The 22,390-nt window shown below is 59.2% G+C and carries 15 protein-coding genes and 2 pseudogenes; 5 read left to right on the top strand and 12 right to left on the bottom strand.

What is annotated here, in order from left to right; translation table 11 throughout:
• Nucleotides 1-2: 2 nt before the first annotated feature.
• Entirely contained in the window at nucleotides 3-1,172 is a 1,170-nt protein-coding gene (locus tag DJ69_RS12940; protein WP_099255979.1) for an ABC transporter ATP-binding protein, read from the top strand.
• A gap of 286 nt (nucleotides 1,173-1,458) precedes the next feature.
• Here DJ69_RS12940 and DJ69_RS12935 read toward each other — a convergent pair whose 3' ends face one another.
• Both DJ69_RS12935 and DJ69_RS12930 read right to left on the bottom strand, forming a co-directional pair.
• The gene (locus DJ69_RS12935; protein ID WP_099256006.1) at nucleotides 1,459-2,571 is read right to left on the bottom strand and encodes a transposase; all 1,113 of its coding nucleotides are present in this window, start codon (nucleotides 2,569-2,571) and stop codon (nucleotides 1,459-1,461) included.
• 185 nt (nucleotides 2,572-2,756) lie between these two features.
• Complete coding sequence (locus tag DJ69_RS12930) at nucleotides 2,757-3,155, bottom strand: winged helix-turn-helix domain-containing protein (protein ID WP_099255978.1); 399 nt, start codon at nucleotides 3,153-3,155, stop codon at nucleotides 2,757-2,759.
• Nucleotides 3,156-3,290: 135 nt separating this feature from the next.
• On the opposite strand from DJ69_RS12930, the pseudogene DJ69_RS18905 reads away from it, so the two are divergent.
• Nucleotides 3,291-3,434: pseudogene (locus DJ69_RS18905) on the top strand (IS5/IS1182 family transposase); the annotation flags it as partial.
• Between the two features lie 112 nt (nucleotides 3,435-3,546).
• Here the strand turns inward: DJ69_RS18905 and DJ69_RS12920 are convergent.
• A complete protein-coding gene (locus DJ69_RS12920; protein WP_099255977.1) occupies nucleotides 3,547-3,933 on the bottom strand; it encodes an ArsR/SmtB family transcription factor in 387 nt (128 codons plus the stop codon).
• A 68-nt stretch (nucleotides 3,934-4,001) separates the two neighbouring features.
• On the opposite strand from DJ69_RS12920, the gene DJ69_RS12915 reads away from it, so the two are divergent.
• Nucleotides 4,002-4,730 carry a DUF7509 family protein gene (locus DJ69_RS12915; RefSeq protein WP_245851669.1) on the top strand — a complete coding sequence of 243 codons (729 nt, stop codon included), beginning with the start codon at nucleotides 4,002-4,004 and terminating at the stop codon, nucleotides 4,728-4,730.
• A gap of 86 nt (nucleotides 4,731-4,816) precedes the next feature.
• Here DJ69_RS12915 and DJ69_RS12910 read toward each other — a convergent pair whose 3' ends face one another.
• A complete protein-coding gene (locus DJ69_RS12910) occupies nucleotides 4,817-5,053 on the bottom strand; it encodes a hypothetical protein (RefSeq protein WP_099255976.1) in 237 nt (78 codons plus the stop codon).
• 1,288 nt (nucleotides 5,054-6,341) lie between these two features.
• Between DJ69_RS12910 and DJ69_RS19285 the strand changes: the two are divergent.
• Together DJ69_RS19285 and DJ69_RS18900 are read left to right on the top strand one after the other, a co-directional pair.
• Nucleotides 6,342-6,488: pseudogene (locus tag DJ69_RS19285) on the top strand (toxin-antitoxin system TumE family protein); the annotation flags it as partial.
• Nucleotides 6,489-6,518: 30 nt separating this feature from the next.
• Nucleotides 6,519-6,779, top strand: a complete 261-nt coding sequence (locus tag DJ69_RS18900) for a hypothetical protein (RefSeq protein ID WP_245851667.1) — start codon at nucleotides 6,519-6,521, stop codon at nucleotides 6,777-6,779.
• A 207-nt stretch (nucleotides 6,780-6,986) separates the two neighbouring features.
• Here DJ69_RS18900 and DJ69_RS12895 read toward each other — a convergent pair whose 3' ends face one another.
• The 8 genes from DJ69_RS12895 to DJ69_RS12865 form a co-directional block, all read right to left on the bottom strand.
• Nucleotides 6,987-7,922, bottom strand: coding sequence for a hypothetical protein (locus DJ69_RS12895; RefSeq protein WP_099255974.1), 936 nt, complete (start codon nucleotides 7,920-7,922; stop codon nucleotides 6,987-6,989).
• A gap of 544 nt (nucleotides 7,923-8,466) precedes the next feature.
• Nucleotides 8,467-8,664, bottom strand: a complete 198-nt coding sequence (locus DJ69_RS12890; protein WP_099255973.1) for a hypothetical protein — start codon at nucleotides 8,662-8,664, stop codon at nucleotides 8,467-8,469.
• Nucleotides 8,657-8,851 carry a hypothetical protein gene (locus tag DJ69_RS12885; protein ID WP_099255972.1) on the bottom strand — a complete coding sequence of 65 codons (195 nt, stop codon included), beginning with the start codon at nucleotides 8,849-8,851 and terminating at the stop codon, nucleotides 8,657-8,659. Before DJ69_RS12885 ends, DJ69_RS12890 begins: the two co-directional genes overlap by 8 nt.
• A complete protein-coding gene (locus DJ69_RS17960) occupies nucleotides 8,848-9,036 on the bottom strand; it encodes a hypothetical protein (protein WP_144050444.1) in 189 nt (62 codons plus the stop codon). The genes DJ69_RS12885 and DJ69_RS17960 overlap by 4 nt, the downstream gene beginning before the upstream one ends.
• 248 nt (nucleotides 9,037-9,284) lie before the next feature.
• Nucleotides 9,285-9,614: a hypothetical protein gene (locus tag DJ69_RS12880; RefSeq protein WP_099255971.1), complete on the bottom strand. Its 330-nt coding sequence runs from the start codon at nucleotides 9,612-9,614 to the stop codon at nucleotides 9,285-9,287.
• Nucleotides 9,614-9,856, bottom strand: a complete 243-nt coding sequence (locus DJ69_RS12875; RefSeq protein ID WP_099255970.1) for a hypothetical protein — start codon at nucleotides 9,854-9,856, stop codon at nucleotides 9,614-9,616. The genes DJ69_RS12880 and DJ69_RS12875 overlap by 1 nt, the downstream gene beginning before the upstream one ends.
• A 411-nt stretch (nucleotides 9,857-10,267) precedes the next feature.
• Complete coding sequence (locus tag DJ69_RS12870; RefSeq protein WP_099255969.1) at nucleotides 10,268-10,471, bottom strand: hypothetical protein; 204 nt, start codon at nucleotides 10,469-10,471, stop codon at nucleotides 10,268-10,270.
• Nucleotides 10,472-12,654: 2,183 nt separating this feature from the next.
• Nucleotides 12,655-22,287 carry a type IV secretion system DNA-binding domain-containing protein gene (locus DJ69_RS12865; protein WP_099255968.1) on the bottom strand — a complete coding sequence of 3,211 codons (9,633 nt, stop codon included), beginning with the start codon at nucleotides 22,285-22,287 and terminating at the stop codon, nucleotides 12,655-12,657.
• Nucleotides 22,288-22,390 lie beyond the last annotated feature (103 nt).

Genomic DNA, 22,390 nt, shown 5'->3' with positions numbered 1-22,390 from the left:
CGATGACAACCGTAACACTACAGAACCTGCGCAAGGAATTCGACGATGTCGTTGCCGTCAACGGAATCGATCTTGAGATCAACCACGGTGAGTTCCTCGTGATTGTCGGGCCGAGCGGATGCGGCAAAAGCACGACACTACGTTTACTCGCCGGTCTTGAATCGACAACCGACGGTCGAATCGAGATGAACGGTCAAGACGTCACCACCGTCGAGCCAAAGGATCGGAACGTCGCGATGGTGTTCCAAAACTACGCGTTGTACCCGCATATGACCGGGCGACGCAATATCACCTTTGGAATGAAATCGAGCGGTGATTTCACCGACGAAGAAATTGATCGTCGCGTAACAGAGGCGGCCGATACCCTTGATATCGCTGATCTTCTCGATCGAAAGCCCGATGCGATGTCCGGTGGTGAACGGCAACGCGTGGCGCTCGGCCGCGCCATCGTTCGTGACCCAGATGCGTTCCTGATGGACGAACCGCTCAGTAATCTTGATGCAAAACTCCGGATCCAGATGCGTGCGGAACTGGCTCGGCTCCACTCCACGCTAGAGACAACGACAGTTTACGTCACCCACGACCAGACAGAAGCGATGACGCTTGGGGAGCGAGTCGTCGTCATGAATGATGGGCAAATCATGCAGGTTGACGAGCCACAGGTCCTGTACGACTTCCCGGCGAATCGATTCGTCGCAGAGTTTATTGGCGATCCAGCGATGAACATGATTCCCGTTGAGATCCAAGACGGACGCGCTGTCCACGAAACATTTGAGATTCCCCTCCCCTCCGGCACCGACCAGCTCAAGTCGAACCAGAATGGGGTAGGTGACGTACAAGTCATCGATGGTCAGCGTGCGATCCTTGGTATCCGACCCGAAGATCTTCACCTCTCGGATGCACAGACGGATGGCCAGTTACCGACTATCAACGCGGAAGTGAACGTACGGGAACCGCTTGGAGACAGTCTGCTCCTCCACTGTTCAATTGGTAGCACGTCATGTAACATTCAGGCAGAACCACGAACCCAAGTTACTGCTGGCGAGACGGTGTCAGTCACCTACGACCCCGCGCGTCTCCACTTATTCGATGCTGAAACAGGCGAGGCGCTCTATCACTCTGAGTCACGACAATCCACCAGCGAGCAGGCACCGTCCAAACTTTCCACTTGACATTCCCCTCACGCTGAAGATCACCGATTCTCACGGCACCGCACGCTGACTTGGGATGGTTACGGAGAATGGAGGAGAAAGCCTCGCGCTTTACAGTAGTTGCCGAATCAAATCTCGTTCCGTACTAACCGAGCTGTTGGGTTCGCACATTTCACGATCGTAGCGGATTTTTGCTGTGACAGATTCAGTGAGAGAGAGGGAACGCCGCGTTAGCGGCGTTTCCGGGCGATGCTTCTCCGCAATAAGGCGTACTCACCGGTCATCCCGGTCAGAGTCGAGTGTGAACTCAGCCGTAGTCTGTTGAGAGAACGAACCTACGGAAGATCCGTGTTGATATCTGCGGTGTCTCTGGAACTGTTTCAGCTGAAGCTAACACGTTGGCTAACACCCACAGATTGTACAACGACACCGCGAACAGAAAGTAGAACAGTCTTACCGAGAACGTCGGCGATGACGTTCTCGGGAGGAAATCGCCGAGCTGTCGATATGACGTTTCGATCCCCCAGCGGCGGCGGAATGCCGCCGCGTATGCTCTTGCTGTCGATGAGTCCACATCTAAATTCGTCACGAACCAGACGTGCTCGTCTTCGCTTGTGCGGTGCGGAACCGCGAAGACTGTGACATCTACCGACGCTGTTGGTTTGCGCTTTCGCTGCATCGTGTACTCGTCAGCAACCGTCTCAGCGCCGGCGCTGAGACGGTCTTTCATTCCACTACTCGGACGCGCACGCACGATATACTCGACATCCTGCTGTTCTAACTCTGCGACGACGTGGACTTGGTAGAATCCACGGTCGAGGTAGACGTATCGAATGGAGACATACTGTTTGGCTGTCTCGAGCAAGGAACGAACGGCTTCGCGCTTGGCGCGAAAGCCGTTCGCGTCCATCGGGACTACCGCAAGCGTAAATCGCGTGCGAGGAGCGACGATACACAATGTTGCGAAGCAAAACGCCTTGTTCGTTCCGAGATCTGGGTACGTGGTTAGGACGTGGTCAGTGTCGGCAGATCCGTAGAAGCGCCACTCGTGGAGATCGATGGCAACATCGACGAACGCGGGAAGTCGGCGCTGAGACCGGAGGACTTCGAACACTCGATCTCGGACGCCATCGAACTGGTCGGTGATGGCGTCTGTAGAGAGATTGCGCAAGTGATACAGCAGCGATTTAGCGAGCGAATTACGCGCCGTAGCGGTGATATCGACGTGCTCGTCACGATCAAGCTGGAGCGTTTTCCCATCCGTATTTGCGAACTCCTGATCAAACGCAATCCGAGAGAGGATTTCTTGGAAATCCTCTCTCGTGTACTTCCCACACGGTTTCACGCCGAATTCGAGCTCTGGGAACAGCACCGTCGACGCAGCACGGCAAACCTGTTTCGCCTCAGCTGTCTGGATCATCTGTTGACCAACACAGCCCAGCATCAAGAGCCTCAGTCAGGTTCGGCAACTACTGTTCAGCGCGGGGAGGATGTCAAGACGATACGTCCCTGTATGGACAAATCATCGTTTGGGGTAGTTCATCGCCTATATCCAGCTAAAGACAAGCTCGTTGACTCGATTGAACCACGTAGTGGGTGTCACCATCACTTTGATCCATACGCGTCGTTAAATTCCCGTTCACGGCGCATCAGCTCCTCAACACCGTGCTTGAGAATTCCCTGCCCTATTGCGGTCGGCCGATAGTACGTATAGAAACCTTGGCTGTCAGCGGTTCGCCGCTGGCGCTTGTCGACGAGCCCGACATCGACCAGTTCGTTGAGATGGTAGTGGAAATTGTGGGATTTGACATCCACCGCGGCCTTGAGATCGGCAGCACTCAGTTCGTCGTTGGCGACGAGAGTGCGGAGGATCCGGAACCGGGTCGGGTGGCCGATCGCCTGTTGCATAGCGAGATACTCTTCAAGCGTCAGCCCGCTCTCTTCGGGAAGCGGCGGTTCCGGCTGCCGAACCTCCTCTGTTGGCTGGCGATCAGTTTCGGACATTTGGGGGTGACTTGGGTGATAGTTGTGATACCACGTACTTAGTCGTTCTCGACTAGAATATTCCTTAAAATACCGGTGTTTATTCGCTGCGTACGATCACGCGCACAACGCACGGTTGGACAGCAGGCAATACGGCAGCGCTGGATGGCCGAGACCTCCTTTTCGGCCATCAAGCGTCGGTTCGGTTCCGCTGTCCGTCCTCGCGCGTGGTACCGCGAGTTCCGAAAACTCGTGTTGACCGCCGCAGTCTACAATCTCGAACAAGCATTCAAACAGTGATCCCGACGCTGTCATCGGATTCAACAAAACACTCCTTGCAGAAAGATAGATGAGTCTATCAGTTGTTTAACTGCCATGGTCGGTACCGGTGGATCGGTTAAGATACAGCCTGCTATACCGCTTCAGCGCGGTCGCTGATGGCTTCGAATATCTGCGGAACGAATGCCTCGGCGAGCGGCGACAGTTCGTAAACCCGCGTCTGTCCGTCGCGGAATTTACCGACGAGACCCGCATCTTCCAGTGTGTTAAGGTGGTGGTACAGGTCGTTCTGGCGTCGATCAAGCAAGTCTGCAAGCTCTCCACTTCCGATCTGGCCCTCCTGAGCCAGTAGATACAGGAGCGTGAATCTGGTCGATTCGCCCATCGCCTTGAATCGCTCCGCCTCACGCTCGAGGTCGAGAGAATTGTTGAGCAGTTCCGATTCGATTCGGTCGTATCCCTCTGGACGGGCTTCAACGGCCTCTTCTCGCTCATCTCTCACTCGTTCACGTTCACTCATACGTACTCGTTGAGCGGCGAGACTAATATACTTAATCGTTGTTAAGACATCTGAGAAACAGTATTGATATGATGGGAGGGCTTCGAGACGAAGATAACGCAATGTCTAATCTCGAGACGTACGAAGGAACACCGGTTCGAGACGTCATCATTGAATCCATCTCGTGGGCAAATGATTCCGATGTACTCGTATTTCTGATGGGCCCATATCGCCTGCTAGATCCATCGTATCTCTATCCCAACGGCGACGACTATCCACTACCGCCTGATCCACTCGCTCCCGAGGACGACGATGTTGCTCCCGACGAGATTCAATCGACACTCAGATCGATTTGTCGGGAAGTGTCGAACGAAACACAAGCAACGCTCTTCATCGCGAGCGATGTTGATATTCCGACAAAACAAAATGTCGCGGGTGAGGCCCTCGATGAACCCGGAATGGCGGTAATCGACCAATCGGTTGCGTTCGCGAACGCAAGTGAGGGAAACGTGTTCGTCTTCACGAAAGCTGGTCTCACGACCGGGGCTGGTGCTGAAGCAGGCGCAGTTCCGGAGTACTTCCAACTTCGAGACCCCGAATCACGTCTACGTGACCCGAAGACGTTCTGTATCTTCTCTGAAGCCGAACGGAGTAGTGATGACACGAATACGTACAATCCGACGTTTAGCAGTGCGTCCATCGATGAGATGGATGATGCGTACAGTCTTCGATTCCGATACTTCGTCAATCGAGAAGAGCTAGAAGACAAGCTCATTGATTTCATTGAATCGTACGTCACTCCGTTGTCTCATAATTGAGCGACTCTCTGTGCGAGTGCAGAATTCATCGATAAGCATCCAATGGGTGTCGTCAAAGCACGTTTGGACCAACTGCCAGATCTGGTTCAGACGATAATGTGGGATAGCGGAACAGCTACTAGTGTCGATTGCTGAACCGCCTCGAAGTTGTCGTCGATGGCTCGCCAGTGGTCATCGTGGCGAAGCTCGTAGCTGTCGGCGTCCTCGGCCAGTTCGTGAAGCGCGCCGGTACCGACATCGAGCAGCGTCATGACGAGGAGGCCCGGCGCGGTGTGACACGGGAGCCCGTCGCCGGACTGTAGGCTCGTCCCGGTCGTCGGCACCTACACTTCAGGCGGAGGAGGAGGCCAATCACTGTCTACCCGGTTACAAAACCCCCCTGTCCGCATCGTCCGCTCGCTCCGTTATTTAAATACTCCCCGGGCCCCCTTGTCCGCATAAATCTACAGAAACAGGGGGAGGGGGTATTTTTCCAGTTCATCAACAGTTAGTTAGACGCGGTGTAGTGATTTTTCGAACGATAGAGACGTTATGGCGTGGACTGTCGGATCGTCGTAAACGGCCATCGGCGCGGTGGCCCGGGGCACTGCTGCCTGCTATCTTTGTAGATTATGCGGACATGGGGGGCCCGGGGGGGTCCCGTCTAAAATGTTCATGTGTTAGTCTCGAAAGAGCCACCCGCCTCCACGACCAGCAACTCCCGCCCATATCAACCATACTTGTTCTAACCCCGTGGTAACACAACGATTTTTTGTGGACACCCCCACACCACGTTTCCGCCGTAAGTCAGAAAAGAGGGGGTGCGGGGTCGAAATCGCCGTTGATACTCGTGGAAATGCCGACTCACGCGCTAAGCCACGGGAAAAACGACGAAACCACGATAGGCGACCTCTACCTTGCTTTCGCATCTTCATCGCCGAAGACGCTTCGGCTCTTCAGTATGCCGAAGATGGATTACGGTAGGGTAGGGCGGCGGAGTGTAAAGTCGAGAGGAAAGCGGCATTTCTTTTTGATTCAGTTATACGAACGATTCGTACGTTACAGCGTCTAATTACGGCACAAGTAGGTTTTTTACTATTCCCGGCTCAAATATCTCGTCTGAGATAGCGGCAATTTACTACATCCTCCGATCCCCCCTCCCCGGCGGGTTCCAACTTACGGCGGAAACGTGGTGTGGGGGGGTTCCGTCTCACCTCAGCTCCAGTGTGGTTCCCCGATCGGCACTCTCAACGACCAATTGACATCCTCCCCCGTGCCGCCGGTGATTCTCAATCTCGAGGTCTCTACATCGCGCTCGGCTGACGACGCTGCGCCTGCATGAGTTCCTCGCTGAGTAGTTAGAGTTCTCTGCAGAGGAGACCGAGACAAACGTCGAAGACCTTCCGATACCAGACCCTCTCGACGACCGCGCCGTCGAAGAGTTGCGTCTCAGTATTAACCAACACTGGCGCACTTGATAGTAAGTTTGTTGGTTAACTATCTCGCTTCCCGATGTCGGTTGGTTCCGTGCTCGTCGTGGTCGTAGTACGTCCGTGGCCGGTCTGTGATCACTCCGAGCAGCACCACGGACCGCCTGCGCGTCGACAGTCTGTTGCCACCCGCGCTCTCCCAGACACGAGGGGCCACGAACACCACACCGCAGCCGGTGATCTCTACAATGTCGAGTTCCTCGAGACGGAGGACCGGCTTGTCGTGTTCTGGGCGAGCACGGACGAATACTGGGACGCCGCCGACGGCGATCCGCCCTGCCCGCACTGATCGAACACCACCGACATCAATACCCCGACCATGACCAAACTCCACATCACCGTCGGCGACCGAGAACGGCTCCGCCAAGACGCGCTCCAGTTCGCCCACGACGTCGCCGAAGACGATCGCGAAGTGCTCCACTCTCGTCCGGATAAGGGCAACGAGTGGATGCAGATAGTGTGCGGTGCGATCAACAGCGCGATCGACGATGTCAACATCGGCCCCTGTCCGTTCTGCGGCGAGTACGCACGTCTCACCGACGAGTACGCCCGTGGCGACATCTGTGACGACTGCCGTTGATGGAGAATAACACCTCGGGGATCTAACTGCAACTTTTTTTGCGATCAAAAAACCGCCATTCTCGTCTTTGCCCGTTCTAACTTTCTCTAAACACCGCGTTGCGACCGCGTTTAGCGACACAGACACAACTAGCGACACAAGCTAGTACAACTACGGTTGGGGAGAAGTGAAAGCGGAGGCGGCTTTCCGGTGGTGTAGAGCATGGTGTTAGTCCCCCTCTCCGTCACCGCGGTTTTTTGGCGAATAAAAACTCCCCTGTTCGATTTTCTCCATGCCGACGCGGAGTTTCTTCTTCCCCGTTCCCGACACGAGTTCGAAGGCGTCGTGAGCCTCAACGTCCTTCCTGTCGCCTTGAGCCGCCGCGGTCATGATCGTATGCGCGTAGCTGTCGGAGATCCCGTCGTCCTCTCCCGGCGTCGAGAACAGCGCCTGCACCTCGGTGTAGGTCATCCGGTACTCAGATTCCGAGTTCTCGTTTTTCTGGACGAGATGTTTCCGCACCATGATGACGCGGTTCTTTTTTGTGTTCTTCTTTTCATCGACGACGTCGCCGAGCGAGTCCATCTGCTGGCTGATCTTCTCGACCGTCGCGTTCACACGCTGGTTCGTTGCACGCTGCTCACGCGCCGCGTCAGGCAGTTCATCAACGAGCACGCGATTGACACCGCAGAGATTCGCGACGGCTTTCTTCAGCATAGCATTCTCCTCACGGAAGTTGTCCAGCTGCGTTGAGAGGGCATCCTGCCGCGCCTGCATGTCTTCGAGCTCGGACTGCGAGATCGTCGTCTCTGCATCTGTCGCGGACTGACTCTCTGATTTTTGGACGGTCTCGGTGTCCTGCTCTGCTGTGAGTTCATCTTCACCGATCACTTCTTCGTCTTTGGAAGTCACGCCTTCCACAGCTCCGGCGAGGATAAAGCCAGAGCCGGTATAATCTAACTCGTCTTCTTCTCTGGCAGTGTCGATAAGCTCTGAGGCTTCTTCGACATCAGCGGCGTCGGTGCCGATCTCGACGACTGTGGTCAACTGCGACCAACTCATCTCGGTGCTCAGGCCATCTCCGAAGCGTGTCCAGAGCGACTCCCAGTCGATCGACTCTGCGGGCTTGTGTCCGTTCGTCTCCGACGGCGAGTCCGCGCTCATGCCGCCGGAACCTCCTGAATGAGCCGGCAACGAGGGCACTCGCGCCGATCATCGCCGGGGGTGTCTATCTCTGATGAGGCTGGCAAGATCGCGTCACAGCGACTGCAGATGTTTGCGGACTGCCTGTCGAGGGCCTTGATCAGTTCTCTGTCCGATTCCGCCTTCTGTGTGGTCGACATTGGTTGTGGGTCAGGCTGCTGACTATCGCACGATCCGACGAGTTCTGAAGCATCACACCCTGTCCACCCCATGACAGAGCTGTCGCTCCGCAGTATAGGGCAAACCTTAAGACCCGCTCCAACCACACAAAGAGTGTCTAAGTCCTGTGTGGTTGGGGCCTGTGGCGTGCACCACTTGGGTCCGTGTGATGCGATGGGGGATTTCTCCCCCGCGATATTTTCTCCGACTAGGGCATGTTGTATTTTGGCGACGGGAGCAACCTTAAACGATTGGGTGGGTTCCGACACCTGTCTGACGGTCATGGCTCCCCTCCTCGAATCTCTGCCAGCCGCTGGTTGAGCAGCCCGACGCGCTTCGGCCGTGGCTAGTCTCTCTCGACCTCGACGTCCAGCGCGGCTTTGAGGTGCTTCTCCGAGTCCATGTTCCAAACGCGGACGTCGAAGTACTCGAAAGAGGTGTCGTGACATCGCTGTGCCCAGCTGTCGACCGGGATCAGGTGACGCCACGACATCGACTCGGTGATGTCTTCAGAGATCTCACCCGCGGTCTCCGACTTACTCATCGCGATCACCTAGCGCTCGCAGCTGGCGGACGCCGCTCAGCTTCGCGAGCTCACGATTCAGCTTGTCGTTCTCGGTCCGGTCGAGTTCCTGAAAGCGATCGCGGTAGTGAGACTCGGCGGCGTCGAGGCCGTCGCGCTCAACGCGGACTAGCTCCATCCAGTCGTCAGAGCCGTCGACGGACGTCACTCGACACCTCCACGCAGTATGACCTCGAGCTGGCGCTCGGGTTCCATCCGCTCGATCGTGGACTCTGCTTCAGACTGCGACATCGCCTTCGGAACCGTCTCGATCGCGCCGTTTTCACCACTCCGAGCGTGGACACACGCCGGGCAGTGCGGAACCGTCTCGTCGTCGTCTCCATACGCACGCACTAGCTGACGCGCACGCGTCGTCGTATGCCACTGCGTGATGTCTGCCCACATTCACACCGAAGCGCTGTGAGCGTCCAGTGAGCGCTTGTGAGGTGGAGGTGGAGCTGTCCGGCAGGCGGTTCGAGCTGAATATCCCCCGCGTCCAGAGATTCAGAGAGGGTCATCTGGGAGCTCATTCTGCGATCTCCAGTTGCTGTCGGGTTGCGGCCGGTCTCCCCCAGCGCAAAAAAAGAGGCCATCGACTGGGCCTACTGCATCGCCTTCACAGCGGCAACGACGAGGAAGCCGAGGAAGGCAGCCGGGTACATCAGGATGAAGCCCATCGCCGCCACGACGTTGAACACGGGGTGGACGGCGAAGCCGAGGAACGCCGACGCCGTCACCGCCGTCAACCCGAGGAAGGCGTACACCACGAACGTCGTGAACGTCGGCGTGAGAGAGAGCAGTTGCCGAACGATCTGCCAGTGGGGAGCGTCGAAGTCGGCACGGTCGAGGAGACCGCCGTCGTCATCGCTGTCGTCCTCGTCCTCGTCGAAGTCCGGAGACAGTTGGTCGGTGTCGAGCCGGGGATGTGCCATCAGGCGACCTCCTCGGTGTCGATGATCTCGCTGTCCTCCCGGTCGACGAAGAACTCCGCCCCACACGAGCAGATGTACTCCGCCCGGGTGCCGTTCTGATCGAGGAGCTCGACCTCGTTGAGTTGATGGGTCATCGCCGGAAGCGGCTGGTTGTGACACGTCCGTCGAATGCAGTCCGTCTGGAAGTCCGCGGTCTGGTTGATGGCGATGCTGCTGTCGAAGCTGCGAGTGTTGCTACTCATAGTTGACTCTCGGGTCACCTCCCTCGGGTAACCCTCGTCTCCGGGTGAGGGGTACAATGTTGATCTGGTTCGTCGGCCCGATTGGGGAGTTCGGCTGTGGTCTCGATCGGTGCCGCTGGTCCCCCACGTTAGTACATAGTACTAACGAGACAGGAGCCGAAGTTGGAGCTGGTGAGCCGACGTCGATCGGGAGTCGAACTGTAGAGTGAGACGAGTGGTGAGAAGGGGGTGTGTTGAGGTGTCGAGATCGGTGGTGATCTGGTGTCGGTAGTAGCCGGGATTCGACCGTCGTGATCTGGTGGATTCAGAGGGGTGTTTTGTTGTCTCTGCACTACGGCTGTTGTGTGGTGGGTTGGTGGCGCAAAAAAAGAGGCGGACGACCAGCCGTACTGGGTCCGTTTTGCGGCGTGGTCAGAGGTGCGTCCGACGGCAGTCCGAACAGGCGACCTCACCACCGCCGAGACGGGTCGCCGAGTCGCTGTCGCAGTAGTCGCAGCCGTCCGATGCGTCAGCCGTGTTGGCGTTGGCGATGATGGCGAAGAGGAAGGCGATTGCGAGGACGATGCTGAAGACCACGCCGATGCCGAACAGCAGCAGTGCGAGTAGTGCGTTCATTGTGTTGAAACCTCGTCTCTGGACGCCAGCAATAATGCTACCATTCGGGTGGGGCCTGCCGATGCCTCGTCGGGTTGAGGTGGCGGTCCGTTGCACCGTGTTGAGACAGAGCGAGGCCCCCTCGCTAGAGGGGTGGCTCGTGGACAGCTTTGGGTCCATCAGGAGACTGAGAGGTTTCCGCCTGAGGAGCTGAGCGGATGCTGTCGCCGAGGGACAGTCGTCGCCGGGTAGAGATGGCGAGAATCGTCGGGGGGACACCCGTCCTCGAGGTGGGTCGACCGCCGAGTCGAGATCGGGGTGGAACCGTCACCGGTCGGTCGCCGTCTGGCTGGCCGTCATGCAGTGGCCGTTCGTCGTGGCTGTGACCCAGCCGTCTGGGGGGTCGCCGTCGCCGGCGTGGCGATAGTCAGTTTCGTGAGGGGTTTCCCTCGTTGTGGATCCAGTTGTCCAGTAGCAGCCTCTCGGGTATCCAGTTCGAAGCGGCGTAGTGTCGTCGCGACTGTGGTGCTGATCGTCGTGGTGACGACCGTCACTGAGAGGCTGGGCGATACCCCGTTGGTGAGAGACGCCGGTCGGCGTCGACGAGTGGCGATCGGTATCTCGTCGGGAGTGACGCCGTCGTCGTTTGGAGTCGGTCACCGACGTCGGAGGTGAGGTCTCGCCGAGTGGTGCAGCCGTCCCCCACGGCGTCTGGTCCGGTGGTGTCTGCCAGCCGAATGGCGTCTGAATACTGAGGCCGACTGCCGGTGGATGTCTCCGAAAAGTGATACTGGTCGTGGAGTCGTGAATCGACGGGGAGATGGATCGAGGTGTCGCCGTCTGAGTGAGGTGAACGGATGTGGTGTCGTGTCGACGTCGACGTCGTCGTCCCGCCGAGGGGAGAGAGTGCCGAGTGGTGTGTGGCCGCCGGCCAGCTGGAGGTGTCCTGTGTGGTCTCGGTGACGCCGATCGGAGTCGTGAGTGTTGTCGTTGTGTTGGGTCCGACTGACCCTCGGGAAGTTCGGGGTGGTCTGTGCCTCAGTAATCTGAGAGATATCGTGGTGGAACGGATGTGGTCTGAGGCGGTCGTGGATACTGACCGCCGTCTGGATGGGAGTGGTGAGTGAGGCTGGATGCCGTGTGAGGTCCATGCTGATTCTGCTGTCCACTTCCCCCTTCCTCTCCCTCCTTCCTCTGTCTCCAGATACCCAGTCCCCTTCAGGGGATTACTGGGGTGGTCCCTGTCTACTGCTGTATCACTCTTCTTACTCTTGGCCTTCTGGCCTGAACACCCCCACCCAACAGGGGTATATCGTACCTTTTCAACACGCCGCTGCCGAAATAGCCGGTTTTCTGAGAGGGTGAAATTAAGTCCGATTCTGGAAACCCGCTGAAACGGCTATCCGCGGGTATCTCGGGTATGCGAGCCAGTCATATTGGGGGTGACTCAGTATTGGTCGATCACCCCTCCGACAATCGCATGACTGCGCCGGGATGTCGGAGGGGGGTGCTACTCGGACGATTTTTTCGCCGAAATATCGCCGTCTTCCACCCCCGTCTAGTTATTTTCACTCTAAAACGTCGACGTATCGAGATTGTGACTGTTATATGCGAAAGAAAGTCAAAAGCTGGTGTGTTTGGATTGTCTGAAGTCCGTGCCTTCATGCGATTGTCTGAGGGGTGTCCGAGGGGTGGCCGATGATTTCTAGACCCCCTAAGACATCCGCCCCCGTCTAGTTATTTTCAGGATTTCATGATCTCCCATATTCCACGCGTATATCAGTGAAATTTGACTGGTTTTGAGAATTCTCGGAATCCGGGTGAAATAGTCGGTTCGAAGACCGTGGAGTACCCCCTCGGACAATCGCATGACTGCGTCGGGGTGTCGGAGGGGTGTCGGAGGGGGTGTTGGAGGGTATTTCGGCGCTGAAAATTGGCTATGAGCAGGGGCGCGTCCAGCTGAAGAATCGGCTGTGCTATCTCTGGAGATCGGGCCGACTCAGGTGACGATCTGGGTGGGGAATTGATGGGAGATTAGTGGCTGCTGTCGGTAGCACAAACTGGTCGCCAATGGTGTATTGGACAGTGACTCGGGTGGGTGAAGTGGCACTCAATGTCGCGCCAAAACTGCATACTAAATCTGATAGCTATCGGTGTGAAGTGAGTAGCGAAAAGTGAAAACGAGGGGGCGCGGTGGCGGCTAACTACTCTTCGATCGGGAACTTATCTTCGAGGTCAACCAGCTTCTTGCCGGGGTCAGTGAGCTCCAATCCGAGCCAGCATTTGGCGCGACCACGCCCGTCGAGAGACACCTTCTTCGACGTCGGACTGATGCCGAGTTCGGCGCGGAACTTACTTGCGAATCCGCCAACACCGTACGTCGACAGGTCCAACTCATCTGCCGTTACATCAGTTTCCTTAACCAACTTGTGCGTGTTGATCTGCGCCCATGCGTTGTACGCACTCCGGAGGTCAGAGACGGGAGTGGCCCCGTCGTCTTTCCGAGCCTCATCGAGGTCGTCTTCGATCTCGAGAAGGATGTTTGCGAACTGGACCATCGGATGTGGGAAGCCATCGTCTGTGACGAGGGTTCCGTACCGGTCCATCATTGTGTCGAGTGCGATCGACGCTGTGTCAACGTCGGGTGCGTCCGCTGGCTCACTCGACTCGTCGCCATCTTCCTCACCCGACCAGTCACTATCGGCGAGCTGCGGCGGCGTGTATCCTGTCGTCTTCTCGATGTCTTTGAGAACTGGGAAGAAGGTACCCTCCGGGAGCTTCAAGGCGCGCTTGCCTGCCGTGGTACTCCCGTCGGAGTCGCCGTTCGATTCGTCGCCATCCCCGTCGGAATCTTCCTTCGAACCGTCGAATTGTTCGAGGTCGTCGGGCTCGCAAAAATCATGCTCGATCGCGTAGCCAACAACCCCCTTGAGGGGGATGGGCGTGTGCTCTGGGACGAGGTTGTTCTGGCGAGCGTAGGTCCAGAGATGGAGGTATTCCAAATCATCGAGAGTCTGACCACTTGCCGAATATTTGGGGTCGCGCTTCCCCATGTCACACAGCGCGAAATGCTGGAAGTTATAGAGGGCATTCCGCTTGTGACAGTAGGCGGTTTCGTCGTCGATCACGACGAAGTAATTCTCCGATTCACCGAAGTGTCCGAAGGGGTTTTTCCCACGGGAGCCGGGCGTGAGTCCAAGGTCGCGCAGGTCGAGTGTCCAGAGGGGGTTATGGCTCCCTGTGAGCTCGCGATAGTCACCCTCTTCGACCCGGGCTTCGATCTCCTGTGGGTCGACGTCCATCGAGTCGTTGGCGTCGTTCACCAGCCCCCCGATGGAGCCTTTCGCAGCGGGGTGCTGTGACGGGTGGATCGTGGGGATGAATCCGAACAATGAGAGGGGTGGGTAGACCCCGGGTGCTTGGGGCATCGGCTCGGCCATCTTCCCCTCTGAGCGAAGCGCATCGAAATCACCCACAGGCCACCGGTGAGTCGCCGCCATTTCATCCCGGTCTGCGTCGGGGTCAGACGGGATGATATATGGGTCGTAAATCGGGAGGTCTGCGGCGGCCCCATCGACGGTGATCGTCCCCACCGTTTGGGGGAGGTCATTGGCCGTCGGGAACCCGAGTGAATCGGGGGCCATTCCGGTCGGATATTCTCCAACTGGGTCCGCCCGATCGGCGAGCGTCTGCATCCATGCCGGGGCCGGATCGAGGTTCGCCGTCACATCGTCAGGCGGGACCGGCGTGTTCCCCAGCGACAGGCGCAGCGCCCAGTCGGCGGGCGGTGTCAAGGCGAGCCAGCCCTCTTGGAGGAAGTCGTCGAGGTCGCGTTTCTCATCGCCGAACTGCGGCAGCTCAAGGAGCCACACGTTCGTCCCACCGTAGTCCGTGTACTCGGGCTCGTCGTCGGGCACAAGCTCTGTCTGCCCGTCTGCATCGGCGCTCTGTGCGGTCTCATCCGTCTCGGTCTCTACGTCGATGGCTCCGAGCCGAGCCGCGACGGTCTCATAGAGCTCGTCGTTGTCCTCGACGAGATCGGCGTCCCCATTGAGGACTTCCTCACGGTACACTTCGGCCGACGCCCGGACGCTTCCCGTGAAGGTATCGTCCGGCGAGGGCGTGTGGGTGTCGAGTACCCGGCCCATGTTGACCGCGCTGTCGACGCCCGGCCCGTGCTGGTGGAGTTCGATCACTTCGCTGATGGGGCCTTTCGACCGGAATTCTCCCTGTGTCTCCAACAGGTGAACGGGGACTTCCTCTGCTGTCACTGGCGTCGTCTCGTCGGCGTCGACGTCGGCGTCAGCGGGCGGCCCGACACGGAGCTCCTGATCGTCGAGTTTGTCTTGGAGCGTCCCGTCGCGAGCGGCTTCGACAACCAGCTTCTGGGTGAACATCTCGTCGCCGGGGAACGCGCCCGTACAGAACAACTCACGCAGGGCCATGTCGCGTTCACACCGGCGCTCGTCGTGGTCGCGGTCTTCCTCCGCAAGGACCACCCGCTTTGGCGGGTCAGAGTCTTGGAGGAAGTACACGTCGGGGATCTCCCGGCGCTTGATGATGTCGGCGAGCACGTCACGGTGTTTCATCTTGAACGACTTCGTCACCGGCGAGATGCACGGGATGCCATGTGCGTGGGCCGTGATCGCGTCGGCCATTCCCTCGGTAATCGCGAGGGGTTCGCCCTCGACGATGGTCTCACGGCCGTAGATCGGCTCGTCGGCGATGGTGTAGTTCTTCGTCGTCGCGAGCTTGGCGTACTTCCCCTCCGTGAAGTCGTCGGTGTGGGTGCCGTATTGAGTGTCGAAGTCCGGCCGCCGCCCGATGAAGAACGCCACCTTGCCGTCCTCGTCGTAGTACGGGAAGATGTACCGCCCCCGGAAGAGACACGAGAGGTCGTTCGGGTTGTCGGGATCATCGAGCGTGGTGTAGTCGACGTACCCCTCACCCTCGTCGTTCTCGCCGTAGGCGTCGGTGGGCTTGGTGAAGAGGCCCGTCGCGACCATCGTGTGGTGACTGAACCCCTTGCTTTCGAGATGGAAGAAGAGTTCCTTCCCGAAGGAGGGAGCCCACCCAAGTTGTTTGTCGGCGACGAGCTCATCGCTCCACCCCCGGTGGTCGGCACCGAGGTACTGGTAGGCCTGTCCGTCTGCCGCGAAGTCCTCGGGCTCCCCCGTGTTGTCTGCCGCATCCTCCGTGGACTGGATGCCGGAGGTCTGTGCGTCCTCGTTCGGCGGCATCGCGTCGGCCGCCTCGGGATCTTGCTCGACGGGGTAGGCGGGGTCGGGCTCGTCGAGCGCGGTGAAGTATTCCCGCGGGGTCTCGGGCTTCCGGTAGCCCGCTTCGAACGCCTGTTCCTCGTTCCACGTGACGTTGTTGTCGATCGTCGTGTCCAACTGGCTGTGGAAGAAGCGGGCCGCCTCTTCGAGGCAGGCTTGGACCGCGCCGAGGTCCGGCGTGGGGCTCAAGCGGAGGTCTTCCGGGTCGGCGTCGACGAGCGTGCTGTTGGGCTCCGCACGGGGCTCGCCGGCCGCGGTCTGTCCCACGCGGCGCGTTTCGTCGGCGTCGCTCTGTGCGCCGGGTTGGTCGTCGGTATTCTCTCCAATTTGCTCAGGAGTTTGCTGATCAGTAATCTCTGTGGGTTCCTCAGAAGTTTGCTCAGGAGATTCCTCGTCAGTTGTCTCGGTTGGTGTGTCGCCACCGTCCGGGTCGTCATCGGAGTCGTCGTCACCAGAACCGTCGCCACCGGAGTCGGAGTCCGACTCATCATCCTCGCTCGGCGGGTACGCATCCCGGTCGAAGGCCACAGGGTCGATCTCGGGGCCTTTCTCGTCGCGTGGCGTGTTCACCTTGAGCTGGTCAGTCTCGTCGTCGCGGTACACTGTGCCGTGGTCGCAGGCAGCCTCGATCGTCGCTTCTGCCTGTTCTTGAGAGAGGTCGTGTGCATCCCAGAGGGCAAGGGTCATGCCTTGCTCCGCGAGCGGGTCATGCGGCTGGTTCCCGGCGGTGTCCAGTAGCTCATCCCAGAACACCGGGACTGTCCGCTCACCGAGTGCGAGTTGCTTCCCTTCCTCTTTGATGACGCCGGCATCGACGCCTGCACCGATCGCGGCCCGTGCCATCGGGTTTCTGAAGTCGTACTCCCGTTTAATCGCGATTACTGCCATCGAGACATTGGTGTTGGCATCGTGGTCCGTTCCGAGGGCGTCCCACACGGGAACCCAGCTGTCCCGCCGTTGCATCTCCGCGATCTCCTCGTCGGTAAGGTAATCTTGCGGAGAGTCGCGCGGTCCGGGCAGCCGGAGCGCATCCTCACCGGCGGGCATGAGCTTGTTCGTCGCAATCCCGATCTTGATCGCGTCGGCGGCCTGCGGACCACGGACACCGGGCCCGTACCGGAGTGCACCGGGCAGGTTCTCCCGGAAGATGGCCTCGGTCTGGTTCAGGTTCGCCGAGTCCCATACGTCTTGCCAGAAGTCGGCGTCGGTGGGATCTTTCGCGCCGAATTTGTCGGTGACTGCTTCGGAGTCGATTTCGATATCGTCGGGTGAGCTATTCTCGTCGATTTCGTCGCTATTGGCGATGTACTTTGTTCTCAGGTTGTTCATTGCTGCGTCGTAGGTGAATGTCAAGGCGTCAATCGGGCCCTTGCTATTGTCGTCGTCTTCTTCGAGGATGCCGACCGGCCCGGCGCTGTCGTCGTCGACGCCGAACGGGTCGTCTTCATCCACGGTCGTGTCCACGTCTGGGTCGGGTTCCTCGTCAGGCATCTCGGCCGCGTCCGTGGCCGGTGTCTCGCCCTCACCCGAGGAATTGCCGTCGTCGTGGATGCCGACCGGGTCACGGGCGTTCTCCCCGATGTCGAGAGCAGCCATTGCCCGGTAGACCGGCATGTGCTTCTCGGGGACCATCGACTCCAGCGCCTTCGAGGAGATGGTTGTGTGCTGCTCGCCGCCGGTTACGGATTCGCCGGTGTGGCTGTCGGTGTTGTTCGGAAGTTTGCTCGGCAGAACCCGGTCGGGGATGGGAACTGCCTCCCGTGTGAACCCGGCGCGGTCTAAGTCGATGTCCGTGTCATCGTCGTCATGGTCAGAGTTCTGCTGGTCAAGTGCAGCCTCCTCTGGTACTTCCTCGATGTTGGTGTACGTTCCATCAGGAGCTGTCTCCGCGTCATCCTCTGGTGGTTCCTCGTCACCGGTGGTGTCAGTCTCCTCGTCGTCGGCTTTGTCTGCTGGCGAGAGGAAATCTGGGAGCGGCGTCTGGACAATGTCCCAATCGTCTTCTGTGGGTGTCTCCTCGAACTCGCGTTCGGGGACGAACGGTTCGTAGACGGGCTGCCAGTCCTCGCAGAGATCACCGAGTGTCGGGTAGCGTTGGACTTCGCCACCGGGGTAGACGACCCACTCATTGTTGTGCTCGTCAAAGCGGCACCAGACGTCGAAGGCGTTCGTCGAGCCGAACCCTTCGTCCATCCGGAGTGCGCCCTTCTTTGCGCCGTCGGTCATGCCGTCGTACAATTGGATCTGGTCGTCGTGGGTGTGGATCCAGACCGCCTGTTTCCCTTTCTCGATGAGTGCGTGCTTGCGCTCACCGTCAGTGGGTGTCCCCAACTCAAGGTAGTCCGTCTTGTTGTAGTACAGCGGCATCGGGTCGCGCTCCGAAAGCTCACCCGCATCCTCTGTGTCCTCGTTCGGGCGCATCCGGAGATGCTTGCGGATGAACATCGGGTCGGTGAGGATGTGATTGACGCGGGCGACGGGTGCTGTCCGGTCTTTGGCCTCCATCTCTGGCGTCAGGAACATCGCCCGCTGGCCGCTCCGAGCAGCCCGGGCGAGATTCTGCAACGTGTGTGCCGGCTTTTTATACGTCGATGTCTCCGCTTCGATCGCGATGACACCGCCGTCAGAGAGCTCTGCGGCAATCGGGTAGTCGGCTTTGAACTGTTCAAGAAGCCGTGACGCCTGCTTCGTGTCGACCGTCGTGTCGATGGGTGGGTACGCCACGGCGTCGGGGAGCTCCTGTTTGTTGTCCTGCTGGACGATGCTGACCTCCATTCCGGTCGCCGACAGCATCACGAACGCCCGGCGGAGGACTTCGTTGTGTTTCTCCGTCTGGTTCCGCGAGTCGTCTTCGGCCTGCTCTAGTACCGACCGGATGCCCTTGTCGGTGATCGACAGCTCTGTCTTCGGGTCGTTGATCCGGACTTGCCCCGCGGGCGTCCCGCCGGTCCCCCGGATGTTGTCGGCTTCTTCTTCAGCCTCTTCATCGACTATCTTGACGAACTCCCGGTCGACCAGTACGCCATCGGGGAGCTCCTCGAAGTGTGTCGACGTCCGCCGGTGGAAGCCTTCGTTCGCCTCCTCGACGGTAACGGTGAGCGTCTCGTCGTCCTGCATCTCCGGTGGGTTGATGTTGAGCGCCGGTGCCGGCTCGAGTGTCTCGTACTCGCCGGGCAGCGCGTCGAGAGCGTTCTCGCGGATCTGTTTCGACCACACGGCTTCGAGGAAGCACTTCGACAGGTCGTTGTCCCCGCCGAGATGCATCAACGCGTGCTCGGACTCCTCGAGATTCTGTTCGAGCGCGTCGACGCCGTACTCTTTGAGGTTCTCGCCGATGATCTCTTCGGCCTCTTCGGGCGTCCGTCGTGCCGGGTACGGCGCGAATGTGTCCGGTGCAAGCGGGTCCGACCGCATCGGCCCGTCCTCGTCCATCGTGGAGATCGTCGTGAGCGCCGTGTACGCCGGCAGCGACATGAGCGTCCCCGAGTCGATCGAGTCGTCGTCGAACCGCTCGGCGATAATCCGAGCATCATCCACCTCCGTCACACCGAAGCTCAACAGCGTGTCCGAATTCCCGAACATCTGCTTGAGCGTCTGTGGCGCAATGTCGCGCACCTGCGAGGGGTTCTGGAGACAGGTGATGACGCCCATTTTCCCGGAGCGGGCCTTCGAGAGCATCTTGTCGAGCGCCATGTTCTCGGAGGCGATGTCGTCGAACTCGTCCATGATCGCGAAGAAGGGCTCCCGGTCAGCTTCCTCAACCTTCTCGCGCTTTCGGATGGTCGACCACACCCGGCGCATGATGCCCGTCGAGACAACCTTCCGGATCTCGTCGGACCGCACCGTATTCCGCACGAGGATGATCTTCCCTTCCTCAACGGCGTGGGAGATGTTGATTGTCCCATCGCGATGAGCCACGATCCCGCGGGAAATCGGATCCTCGACCCAGTCCTGAATCCGCCGGAGAACCGGGTCTATCTCCTCTACATCCATCTCTGCGATTTTCGTGGTGTACTCGTGGATGAAGCTCATCCCTTCTTGGCTGACCACATTTGAGAACTTCGCGCGGCTCTCGTTGTCGGCCAGTACGTAGTACATGTCCACGAGCGTGAACTTGCGTCGCGACCGGATCATCGCCCGGGCGACATTGGAGGTGATTCCCTCCATCTTCGGTCCCCAGTATTCACCCCCACGCAGGACTGCCCGGAGGTCGTTGATGATGGACTCGACTTCCCGGTCGAACTCGATTTGGGTCTCACACTCGCCCGGTTCGAGGAAGTTGATGCCTGCGACTTGGTCGTATGTCTCACTCCCCGGTTCGATCCACACGATGTCGTCCATCCGCTCCTCGGGCAACTGTGTGATGAGGTCGTCGACGGTGTCGCCCTTCGGGTCGATAAACACGAACCCGTAGTCCTTCCGGGCGATCTGGTTCATCATCATGTTCAGGGTGGTGGACTTGCCCTTGCCAGTCGACCCGAAGATCGTCATGTGCCGGAACCACGAGAACGGTTCGAGGCCGATTTCGCGGATGCCGTCCATCGGGTTGTTGTCGTAGCCGAGCCAGATGGGTTCGTCCGGGTGATGCGTGTGCGAGTGGACGAGTCGGTCGCGAACGTCGAACCCGGCGAAGATGTCTCCTTCTTGGGCGCGTCCCTTCCCGCTGGCGGTCGCCGTGAGCTCGAATGGGAAGTACCGCTGGAGGCCGGGCTCCCGGCGAAGTTGCACGTCGGTGTCGGACTGGTCGTAGGTGTAGTGACTGTGGTGGGCGGGGTTCTCGCGACCGCGTGTGTACGGGCTTGGCGGGCCCGTCGAGTCGTCAGTCGTCTCCGGCAGGTCGTCGTCGGGCGTGGCCGGGAGATCGGTGACGCCCTCGGCATCCTCGGGTGGGATATCTGGCCCACTTGGTGTTTGGGACTTGGTTGAAGATCCTGTGTCGGACTCGTCGGCGTCCGTGGCGGGTGTCTCCTCCTCGTCAGGGGTGGTGCGGGCTCCGGGTGCGCTGAAGACGTCGTCGCGAGCGTCATATTCTTCGAGGTCGATCCCGAGTTCGTCGGCCCGGCGGTTCTGGAACTTCCGGATGAGGTTGTCGGCGACGTTGTCGTTGAACTGGGATTTGATCTTCTCACGGGTCACTTCCCCGTGGATGAACTGACGATACAGCTCGTTGAATGCCTCCTGTTTCTCAGGGGATGAATCGACATCAACGGTTTTTGTGGGCCCGTCGTCGCCGTCGTCGCTATCGGTGGTGTCGTCGAAGAAGAAGCGGAGAACGGTGCCGAGTCCCTTCATGAAGATGTTGTCTTCCTCTTCGGGGGCGTCAGTACCGACGGTGTCGGTCTCCTCAGTGTGGTCGCCTGAGAGTGACGCCATCGCCGAGGCCTCGCCGCCAATTTCCGACAGGTCACGATTCACCCGCATGTCGGGTGGTTTGGTCGTGCGGTTTGCCTGTGCGGGTGGGCGGTTGCCGACGCCTTTCCGCGTCCAGTCGACGTTCGTCATGTTCACCTCCTCGCCGGGGAGGTGTGCGAGGCCGGCGAGCTCGGAGACGTTGAGTGAGGTCTGGTCGTAGGAGAACTCGCGGGCGGCCGTCCGCCGGGCGAGTTCCTTGACGCCTTGCTCTTTGAATGCGAGCGGCAGGAGCGTCTGGCCGGTCTCCTCGTTGTGGTACTGCGAGGAGAAGACGCTCCCGATGCCGTGGGCGTGGTGTTTCGCGATATCCGGTGACGAGGCGAACACGAGGAAGCGAATGTTGAGGTAGTACGCCTGCTTGCCCTCCTGATTGAGGACTTCCTCGGCGGCCCGGAGATCTTTGGCGGATGGGTCGTCAAGCCGTGGGTTCCAGTAACTCCCGTTGACGCGGCCGTAGGTCAACCCATCGTTGATCTGGTCGGCGCTCCATTCGTGGGGCATGTGTCCTTCAGTCCAGTTGGGGCCTGCCGGCGTGAACACGAACTGGACAATCGCGACCTCGTTGCTGTAGCCGACGAGCTCACTCAGGGTGCTGCGGAGTGGATCCGTCTCGAAGGCGTCTGGCCCACTCGTCCCGCGGAGTGGCCGGTACTTGTGCTGTTCGAGTTCGAGTTTCCCTCCAGCGAGGTACATGCCGGGTTCGATCTCGGGGAAGGGGTTGTCGACAGGCTTGATCTCGGAGTTGGGGTAGAGCCCGGAGACTTGCTGGCGGAACTCCCGCTGGTGGATACTATCAGGGAGTCCCCAGTGGAACTTGACCGTCTCGTCGGTCAGGACCATCTCAAAGGAGAACTTCTTGGGCTGCTCGGCGAGGTTGAACCGCTGGGCGAGCTTGGAGTGTGAGACGCTCTCGTTGTGGAACCCGGCGATGAGTTCCTCGGCGTATTTGAGACCGTCTTCTTCCTTGTGGGGCCGGACCCGATTGAGGCTGCCGGCGTAACCCTCGGCGGCCTCGTTGATTGTGTCGACGAGGACTTGGTTGATTTGCGGTGCGTCTGGTTCCCGGGCACCGAGTTGGTGGTGGCGAGGGCCTTTGAGCCAGTCTGGGAGTGTGTGGTCGTTAAAGTAGTTGAATGGGTGTAGCATTTACACACCCCCTCCGCCAGCCGAGATTACTGCTAGAGCTTGTGAAGTAGTCCTCGTACAGTCACCACTATTTGTCACCCAATGATTAGGAATCGGCCACAGA

The sequence above is a fragment of the Halorubrum persicum genome, from assembly GCF_002727125.1.
Classification (GTDB): domain Archaea; phylum Halobacteriota; class Halobacteria; order Halobacteriales; family Haloferacaceae; genus Halorubrum; species Halorubrum persicum.
Note: the sequence above shows the minus strand (reverse complement) of the source record. Positions and strands in the feature narration are given on the sequence as shown.